Source organism: Bacillus sp. 3a, assembly GCF_017161885.1.
Lineage (GTDB): Bacteria > Bacillota > Bacilli > Bacillales > Bacillaceae > Bacillus > Bacillus safensis.
Window position 1 is genome coordinate 2,197,796 of the sequence record NZ_CP067376.1, and the last position, 20,414, is coordinate 2,218,209.

Sequence of the window (20,414 nt, forward strand, 5' to 3'; positions counted from 1 at the left end):
TCGCAATGATTGCAGGAAGTAGAAAGGAAAAAGCGAAACATGAAAAGGACAGGAACCTTTAAGAACGATCAAGCCGCTGAAAACTTGGCAATTGATGCCGGTTTTTTGGCACTGAAAGTGAGGGGGAAAGAATGGGGAAGGTTGTCGAAAGAGCAGATTGGTTTGAATTGATTTTAGAAGCTATTGATGAAGCCATTCACGTTGTAGATGATCGAGGGATGACGATTTTTTACAATCATAATGCCGCTAAGTTTGACTGTTTACAAAAAGAAGAGGTGATTGGCAAGTACATCCTTGATGTGTATCCCTCTTTAACTGAAAAAACAAGTACGCTCATGCATGTGTTGCGAACAGGAAAGCCCATTTATCATTCGCTGCAAACCTATTTGAATAAAAATGGAGAAAGGATTGAAACAGTGAACACGACATTGCCTATTATCGAAGATAACGAGTTAATAGGCGCGGTCGAAGTCGCAAAAGATGTTTCAAAGCTGTCAGCCCTTTCCAATCGTTTAGGTCAAAAAAAGCGGACACAAGATGCGGCTGAGGCCGTACAAATGCATGATTTTGCTTCATTTTTAACAAATGATCCGCTTTTAAAAGAAATGCTTGAAAGGGCAAAAAAAGCAGCTGCTTATCCATCATCAGTTGTTGTCTACGGGGAAACAGGGACAGGAAAAGAAGTGCTCGTTCAAGCCATTGTCCATGAATCTGATCGAAAAAATCTAGTGTTCATTCCGCAAAACTGCGCAGCACTCCCAGAATCATTACTTGAAAGTTTATTGTTCGGATCTGTCAAAGGGAGCTATACGGGCGCGCTTGATCGCAAGGGACTTTTCGAATTAGCTGATGGGGGCACACTTTTTCTTGATGAACTGCAAGCGATGCCGCTCACGCTGCAGACGAAATTATTACGTGTGTTAGAAGATGGCGTTGTCCGCCGCATCGGTGATGCAAAGTCCATTCAAGTGGATGTTCGGCTCATTACTGCGCTCAATATGGACCCATTCGAAGCAGTGAAAAAGCAAATTTTAAGAGAAGATTTATTTTATAGACTGCATGTATCATCTTTTCATATCCCGCCGCTTCGTGAGAGAAAGCAAGATATCACGCTGCTATCCCGCCACTTCATTCAAACCTATCATCAGCAGTTTTCAAAAAACGTTACACGCCTTTCTGAAGAAACGGAACGATTGTTTATGGCGCACCACTGGCCTGGGAATGTCAGAGAATTAAAACATACAATAGAACATGCTGTGTTGATGATGCCAAAGGAAGCGGAAGAGATCATCCCTTTATACCTTCCGGCTCATTTACGTGAGCAAAAGCTGGAAAAAGAAACATCTGAATCCTCCTTAAAAAATCAAGTGTCTTCATTTGAACAAACATTGATTCAAGAAGCTTTACATCAGCATAATGGGAATATTAAAAAAACCGCCGCTGCTTTAAAAATCCCTCGACAAACGCTGCAATATAAATTAAAGAAATATGCAGATGCCGAAATATAGGCACAACATCCAATTGAATATGACGGGTAAAAGCTCCTTTTGTAAAGAATAGGGGCATTTTCCCATGTTGGCACATAACTTGCATAGTATAAAGTGAATGCTGATAGGGGGAATGGATATGAATCAGAAATTGTATGAACCGGCACGTCACTGGAAGGACATTGAGCTTTGGAAGGATGTACCTGAGGAAAAGTGGAACGACTGGATTTGGCAGCTGACGCATACCGTGAAAACGCTTGAGGATTTAGAAAAAATCGTAAACTTAACAGAAGAGGAACGAGAAGGGGTAAAGATTTCCACCAAAACCATTCCACTCAACATTACACCCTACTATGCCTCACTGATGAATCCAGACGATCCAAGATGTCCAATACGTATGCAATCTGTGCCAATTGCAGAAGAGCTTCATAAAACAAAATATGATCTGGAAGACCCGCTGCATGAAGATGAGGACTCACCTGTCCCAGGGCTCACGCACCGATATCCAGATCGTGTGCTGTTTCTTGTGACAAATCAGTGCTCCATGTACTGCCGTTATTGTACGAGAAGACGTTTTTCCGGCCAGATTGGTATGGGTGTGCCGAAAAAGCAGTTAGATGCTGCAATTGGATATATTAGAGAAACACCTGAGGTGCGGGATGTGTTAATTTCTGGCGGAGATGGGCTTTTAATCAATGATCAAGTGCTTGAATACATTTTGAAAAACTTACGAGATATTCCGCACGTTGAGATCATTCGGATTGGAACCCGCGCGCCGGTTGTCTTTCCGCAGCGTATTACAGATGAGCTGTGCGAGATTTTGAAAAAATATCACCCAGTTTGGCTGAACACCCATTTCAATACAAGTATTGAAATCACAAAAGAAGCAAAAGAAGCGTGCGAACGTCTCGTGAATGCCGGCGTTCCTGTAGGGAATCAGGCCGTCATCCTTGCAGGTATTAACGACAGTGTGCCGATTATGAAGAAGCTGATGCACGATCTTGTGAAGATTCGGGTCAGACCATATTATATTTATCAATGTGATTTATCTGAGGGCATTGGCCACTTTAGAACGCCGGTATCAAAAGGGCTTGAAATCATTGAGGGTTTAAGAGGACATACGAGTGGTTATGCAGTACCAAGCTTTGTTGTAGATGCGCCAGGAGGCGGAGGGAAAATTGCCTTACAGCCAAATTATTTATTATCGCAAAGCCCTGACAAAGTCGTCCTTCGTAACTTTGAAGGTGTCATCACCTCTTATCCAGAACCAGAGCATTACGTCGCAGGCCAGGCAGATGCGTATTTTAATGAAATTTATGAAGAGAAACAAGAACCGGCAATTGGTATTACCGCACTATTTGAGGATGAAGCGAGATCGTTTACGCCTGAGAATTTAAGCCGAATGAAACGTAGAGAAGCATATGAGACAAATCCTGAGCACGACACACTTAAAAACAAACGTGAGAAACGAGATGAATTAAAAGAGAAGAAATATCAAGCGCAGCTCAAAAAAGAACAAACCGTAAAGGAGGAGAAATAGCCTTGCTGACATGTGATTGGTGTGAGGAAAACAAAGCAAATGCGGAGCAGACAACAGTCTATTGGGAACTGATCACGGGCACACAATCAATTGAAATCATCGAAACGCCGTCCATTTCCTGCACGCACTGCGGGATGATCTATCAAAAGGATGAGACGGTCAAAGAGATTGAAGATCAATTAATTTTAGTGGATCAGACAAAACTTCCAGAAAAAATCTCCTACGAGGAATTAATGAGCATGGAGCGGTTATTAAAGCGAAATTACTTTGACTTTTCATCATAAGTTGTACCTCCGCCTATACAAGTCATCAAATTGCTGTATAATATAACAACAAAATAGTGTGTCGCGGAGGGAAAAACAGGTGAAGTCGTTTTACCATTATTTAATGAAGTTCAGACATCCAAAACCGAAAGATGAAATCAGCCATTTCGCAAATGCTGCGTATGAGGATCACAGCTTTCCTAAAGCTTCCACAGATTATCATGAGCTGTGCGCTTATTTAGAATTAAATGGTGATTATTTAAGCTCAATGACAACATTTGACGAAGCGTTTGAGCAATACGAAGTAGAAGTCAAAAAAAAATAACACACAACCGCTTATCCGAATGGAGAAGCGGTTTTTTCATGAGAAATAAAATGGCGTTTTGCATGGTGTGGTTGCCCATGCAGAATTCCTTGCGCCGGCATACGATACGTTAAGACCAAAAGTCGGGCAAGGGGGAGACAGAATGAAGGCGAAAGCACCAAAATATCAAGTAGGGGATATTGTCGTCGTTGTCATGTACGGCACAGTCGGAACGATTACAAAAGTCCATCAAATTGACCAGCACTATTTATATGAGGTCAATCATAATGAGGTGCTTTATTTTGAAACATCACTTCAGCTTTACGATGAGTATAGCGGAGTGATTGTCGATACAGAAAAGCTGGACATTGAATATGAGTTCCTCATTGGCGATGTTGTATATGTAAAAGATTACGGAAAAGAGCTATTTAAAATCATTGGTCATCGGACTGAAATTTGGCGCTACCTTGAAGATGGCTGGGAAGATGTCATTTACGAACTCACGAGGCTGAAAGACGGAGAGTGGCTGGAAACAGAAGAGGAAGATTTAACGCTTGTCCTAAGAAAATATGAGATGGACCAGTTTGTTCATCAGCTTCTTTTTGTGCATTACGTCGGAGAAACCTCAAAAGAGTTAGAAGAAGATATGGTCCAAACGGCTCTATTGCAGCTAGAAGAGAAACAAGAAAGCGAATCTTCACTTGAATTTCTGGCTGTATCTATAGTGGATGAGCTTCTTGATATTTATAACGATTATAAAATTCTCTATGAATTTTTCAAAGATCCAGAATATAAGGATATGATGGATTTTATTTTGGAAAGTTTACACGAACATTTTGGTTAAAGAAAGACTTGTCCTAACACGAATAAAAAATAAGGCACACAGAAAAATGCAATCACATAAAACCATCCCCTCAAGATACGGCCCATCACCTGATCAAAAGTTTCTCCATCTAATATGCTTAACCATTTCATTCTTTCAAGCCCCTTTTCTTTTTGTTTACTGCATTTATATGTATGGAATGAGCCATTATGACAAACTGTAATAAAAAACAGCCGGCGTTCATACATCATAAAAAAGGAGGCGGAATGCAATGAAAGAAGCAGATTTGGTGATTGATACAGAGGAAATTGCGGAGTTCTTCTACGTGGAGCTGATCAAAAGAGGGTACATACCTGCTGAGCTTGAAACATTTGAGCTGGCTGACATTACATTTGAATATATGCTGAAAAAAGCAATGATAGTTGAAGAAGAGGCGTGGTAGGCACTATACTTTGAAGAGATTCTGAAGAGAGAGGGAGGGGAATCCTTCGCGTGTACATCCTATTTCTTTTCATTTTATTTGGCGCCATTGCTGCGCTCATGGCATCTGGGGTTTTTCAAGATTTGGACAACCAGATTATCTTATGGTTTGAAAGCATCAGACTCCCTTTTTTAAATGATGTCATGCTCGCTTTGACGGACTTTGGCATCAGCGCGCTGCTCGTTCCAATCATGCTCATTTTTAGTGTGGTCTTGTTTATGTATAAGCGCTACTACTCTATCATGATGCTTTTTCTACTATATCTCACAGAAAAAACAATCAATCATGAATTAAAGGGGCTGTTTGCTAGAGAGCGTCCGGCCTTTGATCACCTTGTAGTTGAAACGTATTACAGCTTTCCGAGCGGACATTCGATGAATGCAGCCACCATCTACCCTTTTATTGCTTATCTATTAGTTGAAATGATCCCATGGCTGAAAGAAAGACAAAAAATCGTCTATTTGATCACAGGGCTTTGCGTTCTGGCCATTGGCATCAGCCGGATGTATATCGGGGTGCATTATTTGACAGATGTTGCAGGAGGCTTTGCGATAGGACTCGCTCTATTTCTCATTTGTAAAAAGATTGACGAAAGATTGCCTGTCATTCGACAAAAATAGAAGAAGGAAATGGACAGATCCCAGCCAATTTTATATAAAAGGGGAGGGATTTGAATGCAATTGACGTTGAGATTTTTTCAAAAGAAACCTTCAGCATTTCACTTAACCATTTATCAGACACCTGAATATGGCGCTGCAAGCGGGCATCAGCCTGTGTACCGGACAAAGATTGGCGGCAGAACACACCTTGATGTACTGGAAAAAGCATTCTCGACATTTAATGTACATGATACAGTCCCTAATGATTACAATGCGCGGTTTATCACAACAGGTGATATTGTTGTGATTGATGATAAGAAAAAGGGGAAGTGCTATTATCAGCTCTCTCCGGCAGGGTGGAAACGCAGTGAACGACTAATGACGATAGGTTAAATAGATAATGAATGATGCCAGCTTGAGATCCAGCTGGTATTTTCTTTTTTAAGCTCGATCGTTTATAATAAATAGGATAAAATACATAGTAAACGTAAGTGGAGGCTAAAAAATGAGTGTACATATTGGAGCAGAAAAAGGACAAATTGCAGAAACGGTATTGCTGCCAGGCGATCCGCTTCGTGCGAAATATATTGCAGATACATATTTAGAAGATGTTGAGTGCTATAACGAAGTGCGCGGAATGTATGGCTATACTGGAACCTATAAAGGGAAACGTGTTTCTGTACAGGGCACTGGAATGGGCGTACCGTCTATTTCAATTTATGTGAATGAACTCATTCAAAGCTATGATGTTCAAAACTTAATTCGCGTTGGATCTTGCGGAGCCATCAAAAGAGATGTTAATGTACGTGACGTCATTTTAGCCCAGACATCATCAACAGATTCACAAATGAATCGTGTGGCATTTGGACCGATTGATTATGCGCCATGTGCTGATTTTGGCCTGCTCAAGAAAGCCTACGACACAGCAGAAGCAAAAAATGTCGCTGTACGTGTTGGAAATGTATTTACAGCAGACCAATTTTACAATGAAAAACCACTTGAGCTCATGGCTCAATATGGTATCCTAGCGATCGAAATGGAGACAACCGCTCTTTATTCTCTTGCAGCAAAATTTGATCGAAAAGCGTTATCCATTTTGACTGTGAGTGACCACGTTCTAACAGGAGAAGAAACAACGGCTGAAGAGCGTCAAACAACGTTTGATGAAATGATCTTAATTGCGCTAGACTCCGTTTTATAATAGTATAAAGGGTGTGCTACAATGTAGCGCATCTTTATTTTTTTAGAAGAGCAAAAGGAAGGTATGTCATGAAGAAAAGCTACAAAATACTCTCAATCGCATCGATTCTTGGTTTGACAGCCGCGCTATCAGGCTGCCAGTTGCTGGATCAAAAAAGCGGTACATCTGAATCAAACAAAACAAACGAACAAAAAAACGCAGCAAGTTCATCTCCCCAGCACAACTCAAACGATAAGGCAGATTCATCGAATCAAGAGCTGACGTTAAAGAGTGAATATTTCAATGACATCAAGGTTGTGAGCGGTCTGAAAACCATTCAAAATCCTGAAAATGTGCTAGCACTTGTCAACAAAGAATATGCATTACCAGGAACCTATAAACCTTCTGATCTCGTTGTACCAAAAGTAGAATTCTCTTTTTCGGAAGATATTGAAAAGCGATATATCCGCAAAGAAGCAGCGGAAGCGCTTGAGAAGTTATTCAAAGGTGCAAAAAAGGAAAACTTCGAGCTTGCTGCAGTATCTGGCTATCGCTCCTATGACCGTCAAAAAGTCATTTTTGATAGTGAGGTCAAATTAAAAGGCAAAGAAAAAGCACAAGAAGCAGTCGCTTTACCAGGCGAAAGTGAACATCAAACAGGTTTAGCCATGGACATTTCCTCAAAAAGTGCCGGTTTTGAGATCTCTGAAAAGTTTGGTGAAACACCAGATGGCAAATGGGTGGCTAAAAACGCCTATAAATATGGCTTTATCATCCGCTATCCAAAAGGAAAAGAAGACATTACGAAATACGAATATGAGCCGTGGCATCTGCGCTATGTGGGAAAAGAAGCCGCAAAAGCGATGCATGATCATGATTTAACATTTGAAGAATACATGAACAAAGTAAAGAAAATCTAAACAAGTTAAAGGCCTCCCAGCTATTCGGGAGGCCTTCTCTTATTCTTCTTTTAAAAAAAGAACAATCCTGCTAATGCGAAGCCGGTAATGAAACCGAGGCCGATGCCATACGCTGCACCCCAGCCATAATATCCGCCCCAATAGCCAAAGCCAAAGCCTCCGCGAGACCCGCCGACTGGACGAATATAAACTTTGCGGTTTGTCACACGCTCAATGCGTCCGACGTGTACTCTGCCATTACGGTCAGTAATTCTAGCGACTTTCCCCATGTGCTGCTGACAAAGCTTGTAGTAGCGCTCCATGTTTTTCCTCCTTATGACAAAACTCTTTTCACTCTTATCCTATGCGAGAGACTTCATAGAGTTTGGACAAAACATATAGGAGATTCGCTCATTTTATACGGTACATTCAAATAGAATGTGGCTTAGCTGCTTTCGGTGTGCTTGAATGAGATCGTAGTGTGTTTGCAGTGTCTCGTAAAGAGAAGGCGGTATGTGTTCAGATAATTCCATCTCTGTCGGTTCCTCCTGCACCATATGTTCATCGAATGAAAGAATCTGAATGTCACGGAAGCCTGCTGCTGTTAACTGCTCCTTCCATTCTTCAAGCGACAAGAGCGAGTGAAAGCCGTAAAAATTTCGAACAGCTGCCAGCTCTTCAGGCGTAAGAGGGGCTTTTAACACAGCTTCATTTGCAATCAGTTGACTGCCAGGAGCAAGCACACGTTTGATTTCAGCTAGTGCATCAGGCAGCTTGGTAAAGCTTAAAACAGATTCACTGATGAGTAGAGAGAACGCTTGATCTGGAAAGGGCAGCTGCTCAATGGATGCCTCTAAAGCACGGATAGGCAGTTCCTCCCGTTTGAATCGCAGGTTCGCCTTTTCAATCATCAATGGATGCGTATCAATGGCCTCCACCTGATAACCAATATTTCCTAAATAGGCGGCGGTCTGTCCTGTACCGCATCCAGCGTCCAGTATTCGTGCATGAGGCGGCAGTTTTATATGCTCAATCATCGTTTTTGTTAACTCAATTCCGCCAGGATGGGCACCTGATACGCCAAAATAAGCAAGCATTTCTACATAATCACTCATATAATCCCTTCTTTCCTTATCCTGTTCCTCTCTAAAGATTATGCAATAGAGGGGCAAATGGCTTATCTTTTCAAATAGAAGTTGATCCTTTGGTTGACGGATGAAGCCTCGTCCTTGATAATAATGAAAGGAGATAAAGGTGGTGTTTTTTTGAAAAAACAAATGAAGTTCGTGGTAGCCATTCTCGTGACTGCTGCACTGTCCTCAGCGATTACATTTGTGATCACAAAACAAGGTGCTGTCAGCGTCTCAGGAGACGAGAAGTTTAGTAAACTCATGGCTGCGTATACGAAGGTAAAGGATGAGTATTACGAAAAAACGGATGATCAAAAACTAGTAGATGGTGCGATCCAAGGAATGATTGCATCACTTGATGATCCATACTCTACATATATGGATCAGGAGGAAGCCGAAGGATTTAATAATACCATTTCTTCTTCATTTGAAGGAATTGGTGCACAAGTTGAAGAGAAGGATGGACAAATTTTAATTGTTGCGCCGATTAAAGGCTCTCCTGCTGAAAAAGCTGGTTTGAAACCGCATGATCATATTTTAAAAGTGAATGGAAAAAGCACCAAAGGAATGTCGGTCAATAAAGCAGTCTCTCTCATTAGAGGGAAAAAAGGAACGGATGTTAAGCTGCATCTTAACCGTCAAGGAGTCGGCAATGTAGATGTGACCATCACAAGAGACACCATTCCGCTTGAAACGGTGTATGCAAAACTCACAAAAGACAAAATAGGAGAAATCCAAATTACGTCCTTTGCTGAAACCACATCGAAAGAGCTGGATAAAGCAATTGATGACCTTGAGAAAAAAGGGGCAAAAGGTTTTGTCATTGACCTGAGAGATAATCCAGGCGGCATCATGACAGAAGCCATTGAAATGAGCAATGACTTTATTGATAAAGGGAAAGTCATCATGCAGGTTGAAGAAAAAGGGAAGAAACAAGTGTACAAGGCTGAAAAAGAACGCAAAGTCCATCAGCCGGCAGTTGTCCTTGTAAATGGCGGTTCAGCCAGCGCTGCTGAAATCATGGCGGCGGCTCTGCACCAATCTTCAGGCATTCAAATTGTGGGTGAAAAGACGTTTGGCAAAGGAACTGTTCAAAATGCGCAAAACTATAATGATGGTTCTAGTGTCAAGTTAACCATTGCAAAATGGCTGACACCAGACGGTTCTTGGATTCACAAAAAAGGTATCGAACCACAGGTGAAAGCAGCTCTCCCAAGTTATGCAAAGCTGCCGTACTTAAGCCCGAAAAAATCATATGAGCTAAATGACAATGGAGATGAAGTCAAAGCAGCTCAAAAAATGTTCCAAGCGCTTGGCTACAAAGCAAAAGCAAACGGTGAGTACGATCAAGCATTCCAGTCTATCGTCAAAAGCTTCCAAACAGACAACGATCTCAAGGCAGACGGTATCCTGACAGGAGATACAACGACCGTTCTGATGACAAAGATCCAAGATAAGCTAAAGAACAACGATACACAAATGAAAAAAGCCATTGAAGTCTTGAAAAAAGAAATGAAATAAAAAAAGCAGTCCTCATCAGGGGACTGCTTTCAGATTGTAGAAAAACCCCACCTTTATTTTGAGTGAAGTGGGGTTTTTTGATAAAAACATATAGAGTTTTATGTTGAACACGGGTCTTTCCATGTCTAGTTTGTTTCCTTTTAAAATGCATGGCAGTGAAAGTAAGCATACTTTCTTTTTGATCCATGTAACGCTGTTAGGTGTTAATATTTGTATGAAAAAAGACTTTTTTGAACTTGACAAAATAATGTAATTATGCTATAATTTACTTTATTGTTTTTAGAATATATAATAGGATTCTCCTGGCCAGGAGAATCCTATTTTTTTGTTCTAAAATAAAGGAGTGTATTTGTATGAAGAAAGATGAGTCCAGTCTCACTTCGTTAATATCGGCTTTTGCCAGATCCTATCATAGTCAATTTGATACGCCTAAAATTTTTAATGATGATATAGCTAGAGAATTAATTTCTGAAAAAGAATTCAATGACATCAAAGAAAACATGGTTCAAGGCATACATTTCTTCAACAAATATATCGATCAATCAAAATTCGAAGGAAATACAGAAGAAATATTAAAATGGATTACACAAGTCCAGCTTTCTCCAATAACCTTATCACGTGCAGCGTATTGCGAAAAAGTATTGCTTCACGAGGTAGCGTTAGGATTAAAACAATATGTCATACTTGGTGCTGGATTAGATACTTTTAGTTTCCGACATCCAGAATTGGAAAACAGCTTAGAAATATTCGAAATTGATCATCCTACTACACAGGAATTTAAAAAGCAAAGATTGGACGAGGCTAAATTAAAAATCCCAAGTAATCTTCATTTTGTTTCTATGGACTTCACCAAAAATTTGTCCTATCAAAACCTAATAGTTCAAGGATTTGATAACAAAAAGACGTTCTTTAGTCTTCTAGGGGTTTCTTACTATTTAACGAAAGAGGAAGTGTCAAGCTTAATAGATTATTTATTCACCAAGGTTCCATCAGGAAGTTCAATCGTTTTTGATTATGCAGATGAAAAACTATTCGAAGAAAAAGGAACCTCTAATAGAGTTGAAAATATGGTGAAAATGGCTTCAATAGGCGGAGAACCGATGAAATCATGTTTTTCGTACTTTGAAATCGAAAAGGTGTTAGAGAAATCAGATTTACTCATTTATGAACATTTATCACCTGAAAAAATTAATGAACTGTATTTTAATAATAGAGAAGATTACCTATCAGCCTTTGAGACAATTCATTTTATTCATGCTGTAAAAAAATAATACTCGATCATGTACATTGGAATTGTGTTATACAAAAAATCTTGTAGACTTTGTCTACAAGATCAAAGCAGTCCTCATCGGGACTGCTTTTTCTTATCCTTACACTTCGTTTGTGATTGCTTCTGTTTTTTCATGATCCTTTTCAAATAGATCATTCATGACAGAATTGGATGTGACCTTGTTTTGGAAGAATGGATTCAAAATCAAGATGACAACGACGTTTGCTAGTAAACCAAGAAAACCTTCATAAAGACCAAACGTAACTTGTGAGATATTCGCTGTAAAGGTAACGATGATTCCAACGACTAAACCGGAAATCGTTGCTTCTCTCGATTGTTTTTTCCAGAACAAACTGATGGCAATAGCTGGGAAGATTTGAACCATTCCTGAAACACCAATGAGCTGAAGTGTGACAAGTGCAGTTGGGAACAGCATCCCGAATAAAAGAGCGAGCCCGATGACGATAAACACCATCGAACGTGTAATGATGGTCAATCTTTTAGGTGACACATTCGGATGAATTAAGTCACGGTATAAATTATTGGCAAATAAATTCGATGCGCCAATGGCCATGATGGAGCATGGAATGAGGGAAGCCAGTGCAATCGTTGAATATGCGAGCCCCTGCATCACGCCGCCATATGATGTTTGAATTAAATGAAGAAGAGCAAATCTTGGATTTGTATCTTCTGGTAAGACTAAAAAAGCAATAAATCCAAGGAAGATGACCAAAATCAATACAATATTATAAAGAGGCAAAAACATGCTGTTTTTACGGATGGCATCTGCGCTTTTGGCTGTAAAAACCCCAGTTGCTGCGTGTGCCCACATAAACAAAGCAAGAGCAGAAACGCCTGAAGCAGTAATGAACCATAAAATGCCCTTAGGACCGCCTTCAGGGATCGTTAGAAGCTGAGGCGCTTCTTTGGCTAACGTGTTCATCATCGGTGTCCAGCCGTTAAAATGAATAATTGGCAGTGAAACGACCATAAACAGCATGATCACCCAAACAAGAATATCCTTAATAATGGCTGTATATGTAGGACCTTTAATACCACTAAAAAATGTATAAAGTGCGACTAAAATAAACGAAATAATAACTACTGCATTCACATTAATATAATTCGTTCCAGCGACAGTTAACGTATCTTGAATTCCGCTCAGCTGAAGACAAATATAAGGAATCAGCATAAGTACTCCAACAATCGCAATCAAACTGGATAACAGCTTGCTGTCAAACCGCTCACGTGCATAATCGGCAAGTGTTGTAAGGTTGTGATTTTTCGCAACCGTCCATAGTTTCGGTAAAAAGAAATAAGCAATAAAATAAGCTAGGACTGAATAAGGAATAGCGAAAAAAGCGACGCTTCCAGCTGTATAGGCTGTACTTGTAAGCCCTAAAAAGGTATAAGCTGTATATAAGTCTGCGCCAACGAGGAACCAGACGAGCAGTCCGCCAAATTTTCTTCCGCCGACAGACCATTCTTCTACTGACTGTCTTGATGATTTGTCACGACCAGCGGCAAATCCGATGACCACGACGATGAAAATAATACTTGCAGTAATCAATAAAGCTGTTAAATTTCCTTGCATTAGTCAGTTCCTCCATTTGAATGTTGCATCTTATAAATGATAAATGTGCAAATTGGTGTGAGTACAATCCATAGCAAGAGCCAGAAGTGGAAAAAGGGCAGGCCGATGACAAATGGATGAATGCGATTCGCAAAAGGCAGCAATGCGAGCTGTCCGATGAATGGAATCGCGATTAGTAGTGCCAGCATCAATTTTTTGTTCATAATTTCCTCCTGAATATTTTGTAATTTCATAATAATAGCAGTTGTCAGATTAGATCACAAGACTATTTTCAGAAAAAACAATCATTTTGGTGAATATCATACTAATATAACGCTTTCATTTTTGAAAAAGGAGAAAGAGTGAAGTTGTAAAGAGGAGGAAGGTGAAAGAAAGTATGTAGAAATAATATTTAAAGCCAATAAAAAAGCCCCAGCATAAAGGCTGAGGCTTTGCCAATTTTTAAAGGAAATCAGAAACTTCTTCGATGTCGAAACGGTTGCTTTTATGAGCTTCTTTCGCTGCTTTACCAACTGAAATCAGCATAACCGGCTCGTAGCGGCCGCTTACATTGAATTCTTTGATGTACGCGTCTTTACTGAAACCACCCATTGCACATGTATCATAGCCCATTGCTTTGGCCGCAATCATTAATTGCATAGCAGCTAATGAAGCATTTGAATACGCTGCTTCGCGTGCATATTGCTTGCTTTGGTATGCGCCATTGATTTGAGTCATCAATGTTTCTTTAATGTCTTCAGTAATGAAGCCTTGTTCTGCCAGCTCACTGTAGATTTTTTCGCCATTTTGGTTAGCTTCAAGGTCACCTAGAACTGCAATAACAGCTGATGCCTGTGATACTTGCTTTTGGTTGTAAGCGATTGGAAGTAATTTTGCTTTTGCTTCAGCACTATGGAAAACAGTGAAATGCCAATGCTGAAGGTTCCAAGCAGATGGTGCTTTTGTTGTGATTTCAAGAAGCTCTGTTAACTCTTCTTTTGTCATTTCATGAGAAGTATCATACTCTTTTACTGAAGCTCTTTGTTTTAAGATGTCAATTGTTTTTTGATCGGTCGCCATATGGATATTTCCTCCCGTTTTTGCAAATAATATGGTACAATAACTAAAAAGTGAGAAACTTACTTATTGTAACTAGAGTTATTTTAAATTGTACACCGTTAGTTTGTCAAACAATCATGAAAAGAAAGGCTGAAATTTATGGAATTCCAATTATGTCCACACATTCAGCAAGCTTTTTTACTCCTAGGCAAAAGGTGGAACGGTCTCATTATACATGTATTGCTTGATGGACCAAAGCGTTTTAAAGACCTTACAGACACGATCCCGACGATCAGTCAAAAAATGCTCGCAGAGCGTTTAAAAGAGCTCGAGCAAGAAGGGATTATAGAGCGGACTGTCCTGCCTGAGACGCCTGTCAAAGTCATTTACAGTTTAACTGAAAAAGGGAATGCGTTACATGATGTGTTTCATGAGGTATCTCGGTGGGCAGGGGAGTATACAGACTCACACGGGAAAAAGGAGCAAGCCTAGTTTCAGGTTTGCCCAAACATTTTAACTCCTGATGAATATGCTGATGTTAGGCACATGACAAAGGAGGAGAAATGCATGTACCCTCATACTCCGTATTTTCGAGGCGGCGCCCCTGGCATTCCGCCATATGAATCCAGAGTCCCTTTGTTTTTTGGTTTTGGCGCTCCTTTAGTCGGCGGACTGCTTGGCGGATTTCTAGGAAGTGCGATTTTTAATTATCCCCGTCCATATTACCCGCCGCCACCACCGCCTGCTCCACCACCATATGGCGGCGGATATCCACCATACTATTAAGAAAAAAGAGTAAGCCTGCTTCCGTTCTTAAAGCAGGCTTTTTATAATGGAATATCAATTTCAGAAATTCCTGGATCATCATGCTTTAAAAACATAATTTCCAATATACCGTCTTGATACGACGCCTTCGTTCCTTTTCGTTTCACAGCAGCAGGGAGAACGACTTTCTTCTGCGTCCCTTCTTCAGGAAAATGATCAATAAACAGCAGATTGGCTGTATGTTTGATTTTGACTTTTTCTGTGTTCGGACGAGCAAGTTCAAATTTGACAAACACATGATCAGTCGTCTCGAACACTTCGACTTCTGGCTCTTTTTCTTTTTCGACATCAGTTTCTCTCGTTTTTTGATTTTGAGAAAGGGGGTCCTGAAATGGGAACTGAGCAGGATAATTGGAGCCGAATACACTTTCCATGACTTGATTGACATACTGCTCAACGTCTTTAGGATCTGAATTCTTTAAGGCTTCTTTTGAGAACTGCTTTTGAAAAGGGAATAATCGGTTCCAGTCGAACATGTGAATCATCCTTTCTAAATGCCCTGAATTAGTATATGCCCATTCGCCTGCGTGCGTGCTATAATATACGTTATTTAGAAAGGGATGGTTACATTGAACGAACAGCAATCAAAAGGTGTTCTCTACACGGCAGCATCTTTTACACTCTGGGGTTTATTCCCGTTATATTGGAAGCTGATGGAGCATATTTCGTCAGGCGAAATTTTAGCGCACAGAATTTTATGGTCATTTGTGTTTATGTGCGGTATTCTTTTGTATTTAAAACAAGTCCGCCCAGCAATGCAGACAGTGAAGGGTCTCATACTGGATGGTAAAGCATTTTTTTCATTACTTTTATCTGCTATTTTAATTTCGGTCAACTGGTATGTTTACATTTGGGCAGTCAATCATGGTCTTATGCTAGAAGCAAGTTTAGGGTACTATATTAATCCGCTTGTATCCGTTCTATTAGGCATTATTTTCTTAAAAGAACGACTAAATAAATTGCAAACCATTGCCATCCTCATTGCCGCATTTGGGGTGATCCTATCAACAGTTCAATACGGGTCATTTCCTGTCGTTGCTTTCTTATTAGCCCTTAGCTTCGGCTTTTATGGTTTGATTAAAAAAAGGATGAGCTTCACGAGCGCGATTGGTTTGACGATTGAAACGCTGCTTCTCGCACCGGCTGCACTTGTATACTTATTATTTTTCTTAAAAGAACCTGTTGTGACTATGAATCCTAACAGCTTCGGGTCGCTCGGTCTCTTATTTTTTGCAGGCGTTTTTACAGCCGTGCCGCTTCTTTTATTCTCAGAAGGCGCAAAAAGAATTCCACTTTATCAAGTGGGCATTTTGCAATACATTGCACCGACAATTACGCTGTTTTTAGGGCTGTTTGTCTATCACGAACACTTATCCGCAGCTAAAATTGTGACATTCCTTTGTATTTGGGTGGCGATTTTACTGTTTACCACCTCTCAATTACGCATGAAAAAAACAGCGAATTCTCATTAAGCCAAACGAGCAGTTTGCTTTTTTTTGCAGGCGGATCATGTCATAATAAGTTGTTACCAAAACTGTAGAGGTGATCATATGTCGTCAGCTCATGAGCTTGCAGCCGCCTATCAATCTTTATGGAAAAATCGTCAGCTTGATGTTGATGATATGTCTTCTTTACACGAGGCTATATGTGATGATTTACTTGATGCACGAACACATCCGCGGGCAAGGAAATCATTACACCAAAAGTATGTGCTTGCTGTGGAGAGAATTTTAGAAAGTGAGCTTAAGCATGATCATCAGCTGCAGCTGATCAGCTTACATACGAAAAAGCTGCGAGAATTAATTCAAAATGAAGGAAGGAACCACTCATGAAACCAATTCAAACGGAAGATGTCACTGCACATCTTGAATCGTTTTTAAATCGTCCAGTCTTCGTTCATCTTGAAACGACAACTGGTTCTTATTCAGCTCATGTAAATGAACAAAATATGACGGTTGTTGCGTATATCCGCAACGCGAAAGTCGTCTATTCACAGGCGAAAATAAAAGGACAAGGTCCATACCGTGTTGGAATGAAAACAGAAGATGGCTGGATTTACGCAGAAGGATTAACCGATTATGTGTTTGATGACCAAGGCCGCCTGCTATTAGCTGGACACTTGCCAGACGGCAAACTAGCGATCTCATTACAAATTAGTGAAACACCATTTCAGGTGTAGAAGAAAGGGTGACAAGTCATGAACGAACATGTACTAGTGATGCTGCCTCACCCCGATGATGAATCTTTTGGGGTTGCTGGTCTCATTGCACAAAGCAGAAAACGCGGAATTCCCGTCACATATGCATGCGGGACACTTGGAGAAATGGGCAGAAATATGGGAAGCCCAACATATGCGAACCGTGAAACACTTCCTGAATTAAGAAAACAGGAATTAATCAATGCCTGCAAAGAAATGGATATCACAGACTTACGTATGCTTGGCCTGCGTGATAAAACATTGGAATTTGAAGACGACGAGTATTTAGCAGATGTGATGGAAACCATCATTGATGAAGTCAAACCGACACTCATTGTGACGTTTTATCCAGGACACGGTGTACATCCTGATCATGATGCGACAGGTGAAGCTGTGATTCGTGCTCTTTACCGCAAGAAAAAAGAAGACCGTCCTGTCACATACTGCATGGCCATTACGAAAAATAGAGAAGAAGTACTTGGACATGCGGATATTGTGATTGATATTACAGATGTTGCAGATATCAAATTAAATGCACTGAGAGCGCATAGAACGCAAACAGAGGGCATGCTGAGAGAGCTTGAACAAAAGCTGAAAAACAAAGAACCAGTTGTCCAAAAATGGTTTGATGAAGAAATTTTCTGGACGTATCAATGGAATGACTAAACAAAAAAGCAGCTGATCTATGTCAGCTGCTTTTTTGTGTTGTATTTAGTGATTCGATACATGCCTGAGTTGACGTTTTTGAATCAATCTGAGACGGATAAAGAGGACGATGGCGCCTGCGGCAAGCCCGGCAATCAGTCCGATCCAATAACCAAACGCCCCAAAGGAGGTATATGTGCCAATGAGATAACCGGCAGGAAGACCAATGACCCAGTAAGAGACAAAAGCAGCAATCAGCGTATAATTCACATCTTTATAGCCGCGCAGAGCCCCTTGAATGGGTGCAGCAATCGCATCTGACAGCTGGAAAAAGATCGCGTAAATCAAAAAGTGCTGTGTCATTTGTAAAACAGCTGATTCAGCTGTATATAAACCAGCGATCTCTGGTCTGAATAGCAAGATGAGAGCCGCCGTACATAATGAGAATAATACCGCCGTTCCAATGCCGATATAGCTGTAGCTTTGCGCGTCTTTATACCTCTTAGCCCCCGCTTCAAACCCAACAACGATCGTTAATGCCATTGAGATACTAAGCGGTAAAATATAAAGAATAGAAGCAAAGTTCATCGCTGCTTGGTGACTGGCGATAGTAATGGTATCAAAGTGCCCCATTAATAGCGTCACTGCTGCAAAGATACTCGTTTCAAAAAAGATCGCAAACCCGATAGGAAGGCCAATTTTCAGTATTTGCCCTATACGGGAGATATTCATTCGGGGCAGTTTTTGAAACAAACGAAATGAGGCAAATGGTTCTGCTTTAATGACAATAAAAATACTCATGATGAAAATCGCCCAGTACGTCATTGCAGATGCAAGACCGGCACCCGCGCCCCCAAGCTTTGGAAAGCCAAAATTCCCAAAAATCAATACGTAATTTAAAACAAAGTTAATAGGAAGTGCTGTGAGCGTGATGAACATTGTCACACGTGTTTTCCCTAATGCATCAATAAATGACCTTAGCACCGAATAACCAAACAGCGGAATGATGCCAAAAGCAAGAAAGCTGAGAAAATGCCGGGCAATATCCTCTACAGAGTGCTCGAGTCCAAGTCCTCCTAGTATGTAAGGAACGCTGATCGTACCAATGACAATCACAGCGATACTTAAAAGAAAGGATAAATAAATCGCCTGAAAGACAGCCCGGGGAACATCTTCTTTATGCCCAGCGCCCATCAGCTGAGCCACAATCGGAGTAACGGCCATCAAAATCCCGGCAAGTCCCGTATAAACAGGTGTCCAAATACTAGAACCGATCGCAACACCCGCAAGGTCTTCTGCACTCACTTTTCCAGACATCACCGTGTCTAAGAAGGTAATAAGCGAAAGACCTGCTTGGGTGATTAAAATCGGAATCAAAATGGTTAAAAATAGTGTCAGCTTTGCTCGAATGCTATTCGTTTCTCTCATCATAAGTTCCTCTCTGAACAGAAATAACGAGAGGAATTATATCATGCTATGTAAAAAAATCAATTCTCCGTCGGATTATTTTTCTTAGATGGCTTCGTTTTTTTAAACATTTGGGCATAAATAAAAGAAAGACTGACAACACCTAAAATGCTGCAAGCATATTGGATGATTTTCTGAATGGTCATATTAAGCTCACCTCCATACAAATAGAATGTGCACAATTTGCTATTTTATAACAACAAGCGAAAGAAGGAGGGAAAAGATCAGATGATCCATCGGACGAACGAAGAAGTGATATTTAAAGCCGGGATGAGAACACATTTGATGAACATTATGAAGGATGCAAGTGACATCATTGATTCTCTTGATGAAACAGAGCAGTGTTTACTTTGTGATCTCGAAGCATTGCATGATCAGTTTAATGAAATGCATGCAGAGGCCTCGTCGTTTTATCTACAAGCGTATATGGAAGAATTCACACCAGGATTTGCTCAATTTTCTTTAGCCATTGAGAATTTATCAAAACAAAAGCATGGAGCACTCATTGTGATCCAAAGACGCGATGAGGTTGAGGATTTTATTCAAAAAGGGACAAACCTTCATGCGAAAATTAGCGCTTCCTTAATAGAAAGCATTTTCTACCCGGGAAATCCACTGCATGACGGTGCTCTTTTAGTCAAAGAAAATACACTTGTTTCTGCTGCAAATGTGCTGCCGCTTACATCGAAAAAAGTGAGTCCTTCGCTTGGCACAAGGCACAGGGCAGCGATCGGACTCTCTGGTATGACAGATGCACTTGTTCTTGTCGTATCAGAAGAAACGGGAAAAATGTCGTTTGCGAAAGAAGGCGTGCTTTACCCGCTTACCGTAAAAGATCCGGAAATAAGAAAATAAAAACGAACGCTGCATTCTTCATTCGGAAGGATGCTTTTTTATTTGCGGAGAAAAATCGACCAATTAAGTAAAAAGTCATTTGATACAGAAAAATTTGTCATGTAGAATAGAACTATGAAACTAGCAGTGTGCTTGTTTTGACAAATTTCTAAACGTCAACTTAAAAATTCCTTAAAAAATGTTTATAAATACAACAAACAGCCGATAGAAACGATATGGCTTTGTTTTTTAGCATTTTGAGTTGGCTGCTTTAGCCTATTTGTTATTGCCCAACGTCTTCATGTCGAGTAATATAA

28 protein-coding genes are annotated in these 20,414 nt (G+C 40.4%); 20 read left to right on the forward strand and 8 right to left on the reverse strand.

Going from position 1 to position 20,414, the window contains the following annotated elements; translation table 11 throughout:
- Positions 1-39 precede the first annotated feature (39 nt).
- From JJ692_RS19150 to JJ692_RS11320, 11 genes are all read left to right on the forward strand, one after another.
- Positions 40-171, forward strand: a complete 132-nt coding sequence (locus tag JJ692_RS19150) for a hypothetical protein (RefSeq protein WP_258011130.1) — start codon at positions 40-42, stop codon at positions 169-171.
- The gene (locus JJ692_RS11275) at positions 132-1,508 is read left to right on the forward strand and encodes a sigma-54 interaction domain-containing protein (RefSeq protein ID WP_206533762.1); all 1,377 of its coding nucleotides are present in this window, start codon (positions 132-134) and stop codon (positions 1,506-1,508) included. Before JJ692_RS19150 ends, JJ692_RS11275 begins: the two co-directional genes overlap by 40 nt.
- A gap of 118 nt (positions 1,509-1,626) precedes the next feature.
- Positions 1,627-3,027, forward strand: a complete 1,401-nt coding sequence (gene kamA, locus JJ692_RS11280; RefSeq protein WP_024428317.1) for a lysine 2,3-aminomutase — start codon at positions 1,627-1,629, stop codon at positions 3,025-3,027.
- A gap of 2 nt (positions 3,028-3,029) precedes the next feature.
- Positions 3,030-3,311 (forward strand): YokU family protein, encoded by a 282-nt coding sequence (locus tag JJ692_RS11285; protein WP_024422710.1) that lies wholly within the window; start codon positions 3,030-3,032, stop codon positions 3,309-3,311.
- 79 nt (positions 3,312-3,390) lie between these two features.
- The gene (locus JJ692_RS11290) at positions 3,391-3,615 is read left to right on the forward strand and encodes a YozE family protein (protein ID WP_024422709.1); all 225 of its coding nucleotides are present in this window, start codon (positions 3,391-3,393) and stop codon (positions 3,613-3,615) included.
- A 142-nt stretch (positions 3,616-3,757) separates the two neighbouring features.
- Complete coding sequence (locus JJ692_RS11295) at positions 3,758-4,438, forward strand: hypothetical protein (protein ID WP_024422708.1); 681 nt, start codon at positions 3,758-3,760, stop codon at positions 4,436-4,438.
- Positions 4,439-4,688: 250 nt separating this feature from the next.
- Positions 4,689-4,859 (forward strand): YozD family protein, encoded by a 171-nt coding sequence (locus tag JJ692_RS11300; protein ID WP_065214722.1) that lies wholly within the window; start codon positions 4,689-4,691, stop codon positions 4,857-4,859.
- 50 nt (positions 4,860-4,909) lie between these two features.
- A complete protein-coding gene (locus JJ692_RS11305) occupies positions 4,910-5,518 on the forward strand; it encodes a phosphatase PAP2 family protein (RefSeq protein ID WP_185854486.1) in 609 nt (202 codons plus the stop codon).
- A 54-nt stretch (positions 5,519-5,572) separates the two neighbouring features.
- The gene (locus JJ692_RS11310) at positions 5,573-5,890 is read left to right on the forward strand and encodes a hypothetical protein (protein WP_024422706.1); all 318 of its coding nucleotides are present in this window, start codon (positions 5,573-5,575) and stop codon (positions 5,888-5,890) included.
- Positions 5,891-6,002: 112 nt separating this feature from the next.
- Positions 6,003-6,698 (forward strand): purine-nucleoside phosphorylase, encoded by a 696-nt coding sequence (gene deoD, locus JJ692_RS11315; protein ID WP_012010274.1) that lies wholly within the window; start codon positions 6,003-6,005, stop codon positions 6,696-6,698.
- Positions 6,699-6,766: 68 nt separating this feature from the next.
- Positions 6,767-7,597 (forward strand): M15 family metallopeptidase, encoded by an 831-nt coding sequence (locus JJ692_RS11320; RefSeq protein ID WP_024422705.1) that lies wholly within the window; start codon positions 6,767-6,769, stop codon positions 7,595-7,597.
- Between the two features lie 50 nt (positions 7,598-7,647).
- On the opposite strand, the gene JJ692_RS11325 is transcribed toward JJ692_RS11320, so the two are convergent.
- Together JJ692_RS11325 and JJ692_RS11330 are read right to left on the reverse strand one after the other, a co-directional pair.
- Positions 7,648-7,899 carry a hypothetical protein gene (locus JJ692_RS11325; protein ID WP_024422704.1) on the reverse strand — a complete coding sequence of 84 codons (252 nt, stop codon included), beginning with the start codon at positions 7,897-7,899 and terminating at the stop codon, positions 7,648-7,650.
- 93 nt (positions 7,900-7,992) lie between these two features.
- Complete coding sequence (locus tag JJ692_RS11330; protein WP_024422703.1) at positions 7,993-8,691, reverse strand: class I SAM-dependent methyltransferase; 699 nt, start codon at positions 8,689-8,691, stop codon at positions 7,993-7,995.
- A 150-nt stretch (positions 8,692-8,841) separates the two neighbouring features.
- Between JJ692_RS11330 and JJ692_RS11335 the strand changes: the two genes are divergently transcribed.
- On the forward strand, positions 8,842-10,227 hold the full coding sequence (locus JJ692_RS11335) for a S41 family peptidase (RefSeq protein WP_149126534.1): 1,386 nt from the start codon (positions 8,842-8,844) through the stop codon (positions 10,225-10,227).
- Positions 10,228-10,580: 353 nt separating this feature from the next.
- Entirely contained in the window at positions 10,581-11,498 is a 918-nt protein-coding gene (locus tag JJ692_RS11340; protein WP_206533763.1) for a class I SAM-dependent methyltransferase, read from the forward strand.
- A 99-nt stretch (positions 11,499-11,597) separates the two neighbouring features.
- Here the strand turns inward: JJ692_RS11340 and JJ692_RS11345 are convergent, their stop codons facing one another.
- The 3 genes from JJ692_RS11345 to JJ692_RS11355 form a co-directional block, all read right to left on the reverse strand.
- Complete coding sequence (locus JJ692_RS11345) at positions 11,598-13,091, reverse strand: sodium:solute symporter family protein (RefSeq protein ID WP_172880755.1); 1,494 nt, start codon at positions 13,089-13,091, stop codon at positions 11,598-11,600.
- Complete coding sequence (locus JJ692_RS11350) at positions 13,091-13,294, reverse strand: DUF3311 domain-containing protein (RefSeq protein WP_024422700.1); 204 nt, start codon at positions 13,292-13,294, stop codon at positions 13,091-13,093. The genes JJ692_RS11345 and JJ692_RS11350 overlap by 1 nt, the downstream gene beginning before the upstream one ends.
- Positions 13,295-13,532: 238 nt before the next feature.
- Positions 13,533-14,150 (reverse strand): nitroreductase family protein, encoded by a 618-nt coding sequence (locus JJ692_RS11355; protein WP_151039980.1) that lies wholly within the window; start codon positions 14,148-14,150, stop codon positions 13,533-13,535.
- A gap of 138 nt (positions 14,151-14,288) precedes the next feature.
- Here JJ692_RS11355 and JJ692_RS11360 point away from each other — a divergent pair, with 138 nt between their 5' ends.
- Positions 14,289-14,621: a winged helix-turn-helix transcriptional regulator gene (locus JJ692_RS11360; RefSeq protein WP_024422698.1), complete on the forward strand. Its 333-nt coding sequence runs from the start codon at positions 14,289-14,291 to the stop codon at positions 14,619-14,621.
- A 75-nt stretch (positions 14,622-14,696) separates the two neighbouring features.
- A complete protein-coding gene (locus JJ692_RS11365) occupies positions 14,697-14,915 on the forward strand; it encodes a hypothetical protein (protein ID WP_024422697.1) in 219 nt (72 codons plus the stop codon).
- Between the two features lie 41 nt (positions 14,916-14,956).
- Here the strand turns inward: JJ692_RS11365 and JJ692_RS11370 are convergent, their stop codons facing one another.
- Complete coding sequence (locus JJ692_RS11370) at positions 14,957-15,430, reverse strand: Hsp20/alpha crystallin family protein (RefSeq protein WP_206533764.1); 474 nt, start codon at positions 15,428-15,430, stop codon at positions 14,957-14,959.
- Positions 15,431-15,514: 84 nt separating this feature from the next.
- On the opposite strand from JJ692_RS11370, the gene rarD reads away from it, so the two are divergent.
- The 4 genes from rarD (at position 15,515) to bshB2 (ending at position 17,817) form a co-directional block, all read left to right on the forward strand.
- Positions 15,515-16,426, forward strand: a complete 912-nt coding sequence (gene rarD / locus JJ692_RS11375; RefSeq protein ID WP_048239421.1) for an EamA family transporter RarD — start codon at positions 15,515-15,517, stop codon at positions 16,424-16,426.
- A 78-nt stretch (positions 16,427-16,504) separates the two neighbouring features.
- Entirely contained in the window at positions 16,505-16,786 is a 282-nt protein-coding gene (locus JJ692_RS11380) for a hypothetical protein (RefSeq protein WP_024428326.1), read from the forward strand.
- Positions 16,783-17,133 (forward strand): YojF family protein, encoded by a 351-nt coding sequence (locus tag JJ692_RS11385; protein ID WP_008359999.1) that lies wholly within the window; start codon positions 16,783-16,785, stop codon positions 17,131-17,133. Before JJ692_RS11380 ends, JJ692_RS11385 begins: the two co-directional genes overlap by 4 nt.
- 18 nt (positions 17,134-17,151) lie before the next feature.
- Positions 17,152-17,817, forward strand: coding sequence for a bacillithiol biosynthesis deacetylase BshB2 (gene bshB2, locus JJ692_RS11390; protein WP_024422693.1), 666 nt, complete (start codon positions 17,152-17,154; stop codon positions 17,815-17,817).
- A gap of 45 nt (positions 17,818-17,862) precedes the next feature.
- On the opposite strand, the gene JJ692_RS11395 is transcribed toward bshB2, so the two are convergent.
- Both JJ692_RS11395 and JJ692_RS19155 read right to left on the reverse strand, forming a co-directional pair.
- Complete coding sequence (locus JJ692_RS11395) at positions 17,863-19,224, reverse strand: MATE family efflux transporter (RefSeq protein WP_206533765.1); 1,362 nt, start codon at positions 19,222-19,224, stop codon at positions 17,863-17,865.
- A 59-nt stretch (positions 19,225-19,283) separates the two neighbouring features.
- Complete coding sequence (locus JJ692_RS19155) at positions 19,284-19,409, reverse strand: hypothetical protein (RefSeq protein WP_008359993.1); 126 nt, start codon at positions 19,407-19,409, stop codon at positions 19,284-19,286.
- Between the two features lie 82 nt (positions 19,410-19,491).
- On the opposite strand from JJ692_RS19155, the gene cdaS reads away from it, so the two are divergent.
- The gene (gene cdaS, locus JJ692_RS11400) at positions 19,492-20,118 is read left to right on the forward strand and encodes a sporulation-specific diadenylate cyclase CdaS (protein ID WP_024422691.1); all 627 of its coding nucleotides are present in this window, start codon (positions 19,492-19,494) and stop codon (positions 20,116-20,118) included.
- Positions 20,119-20,414 lie beyond the last annotated feature (296 nt).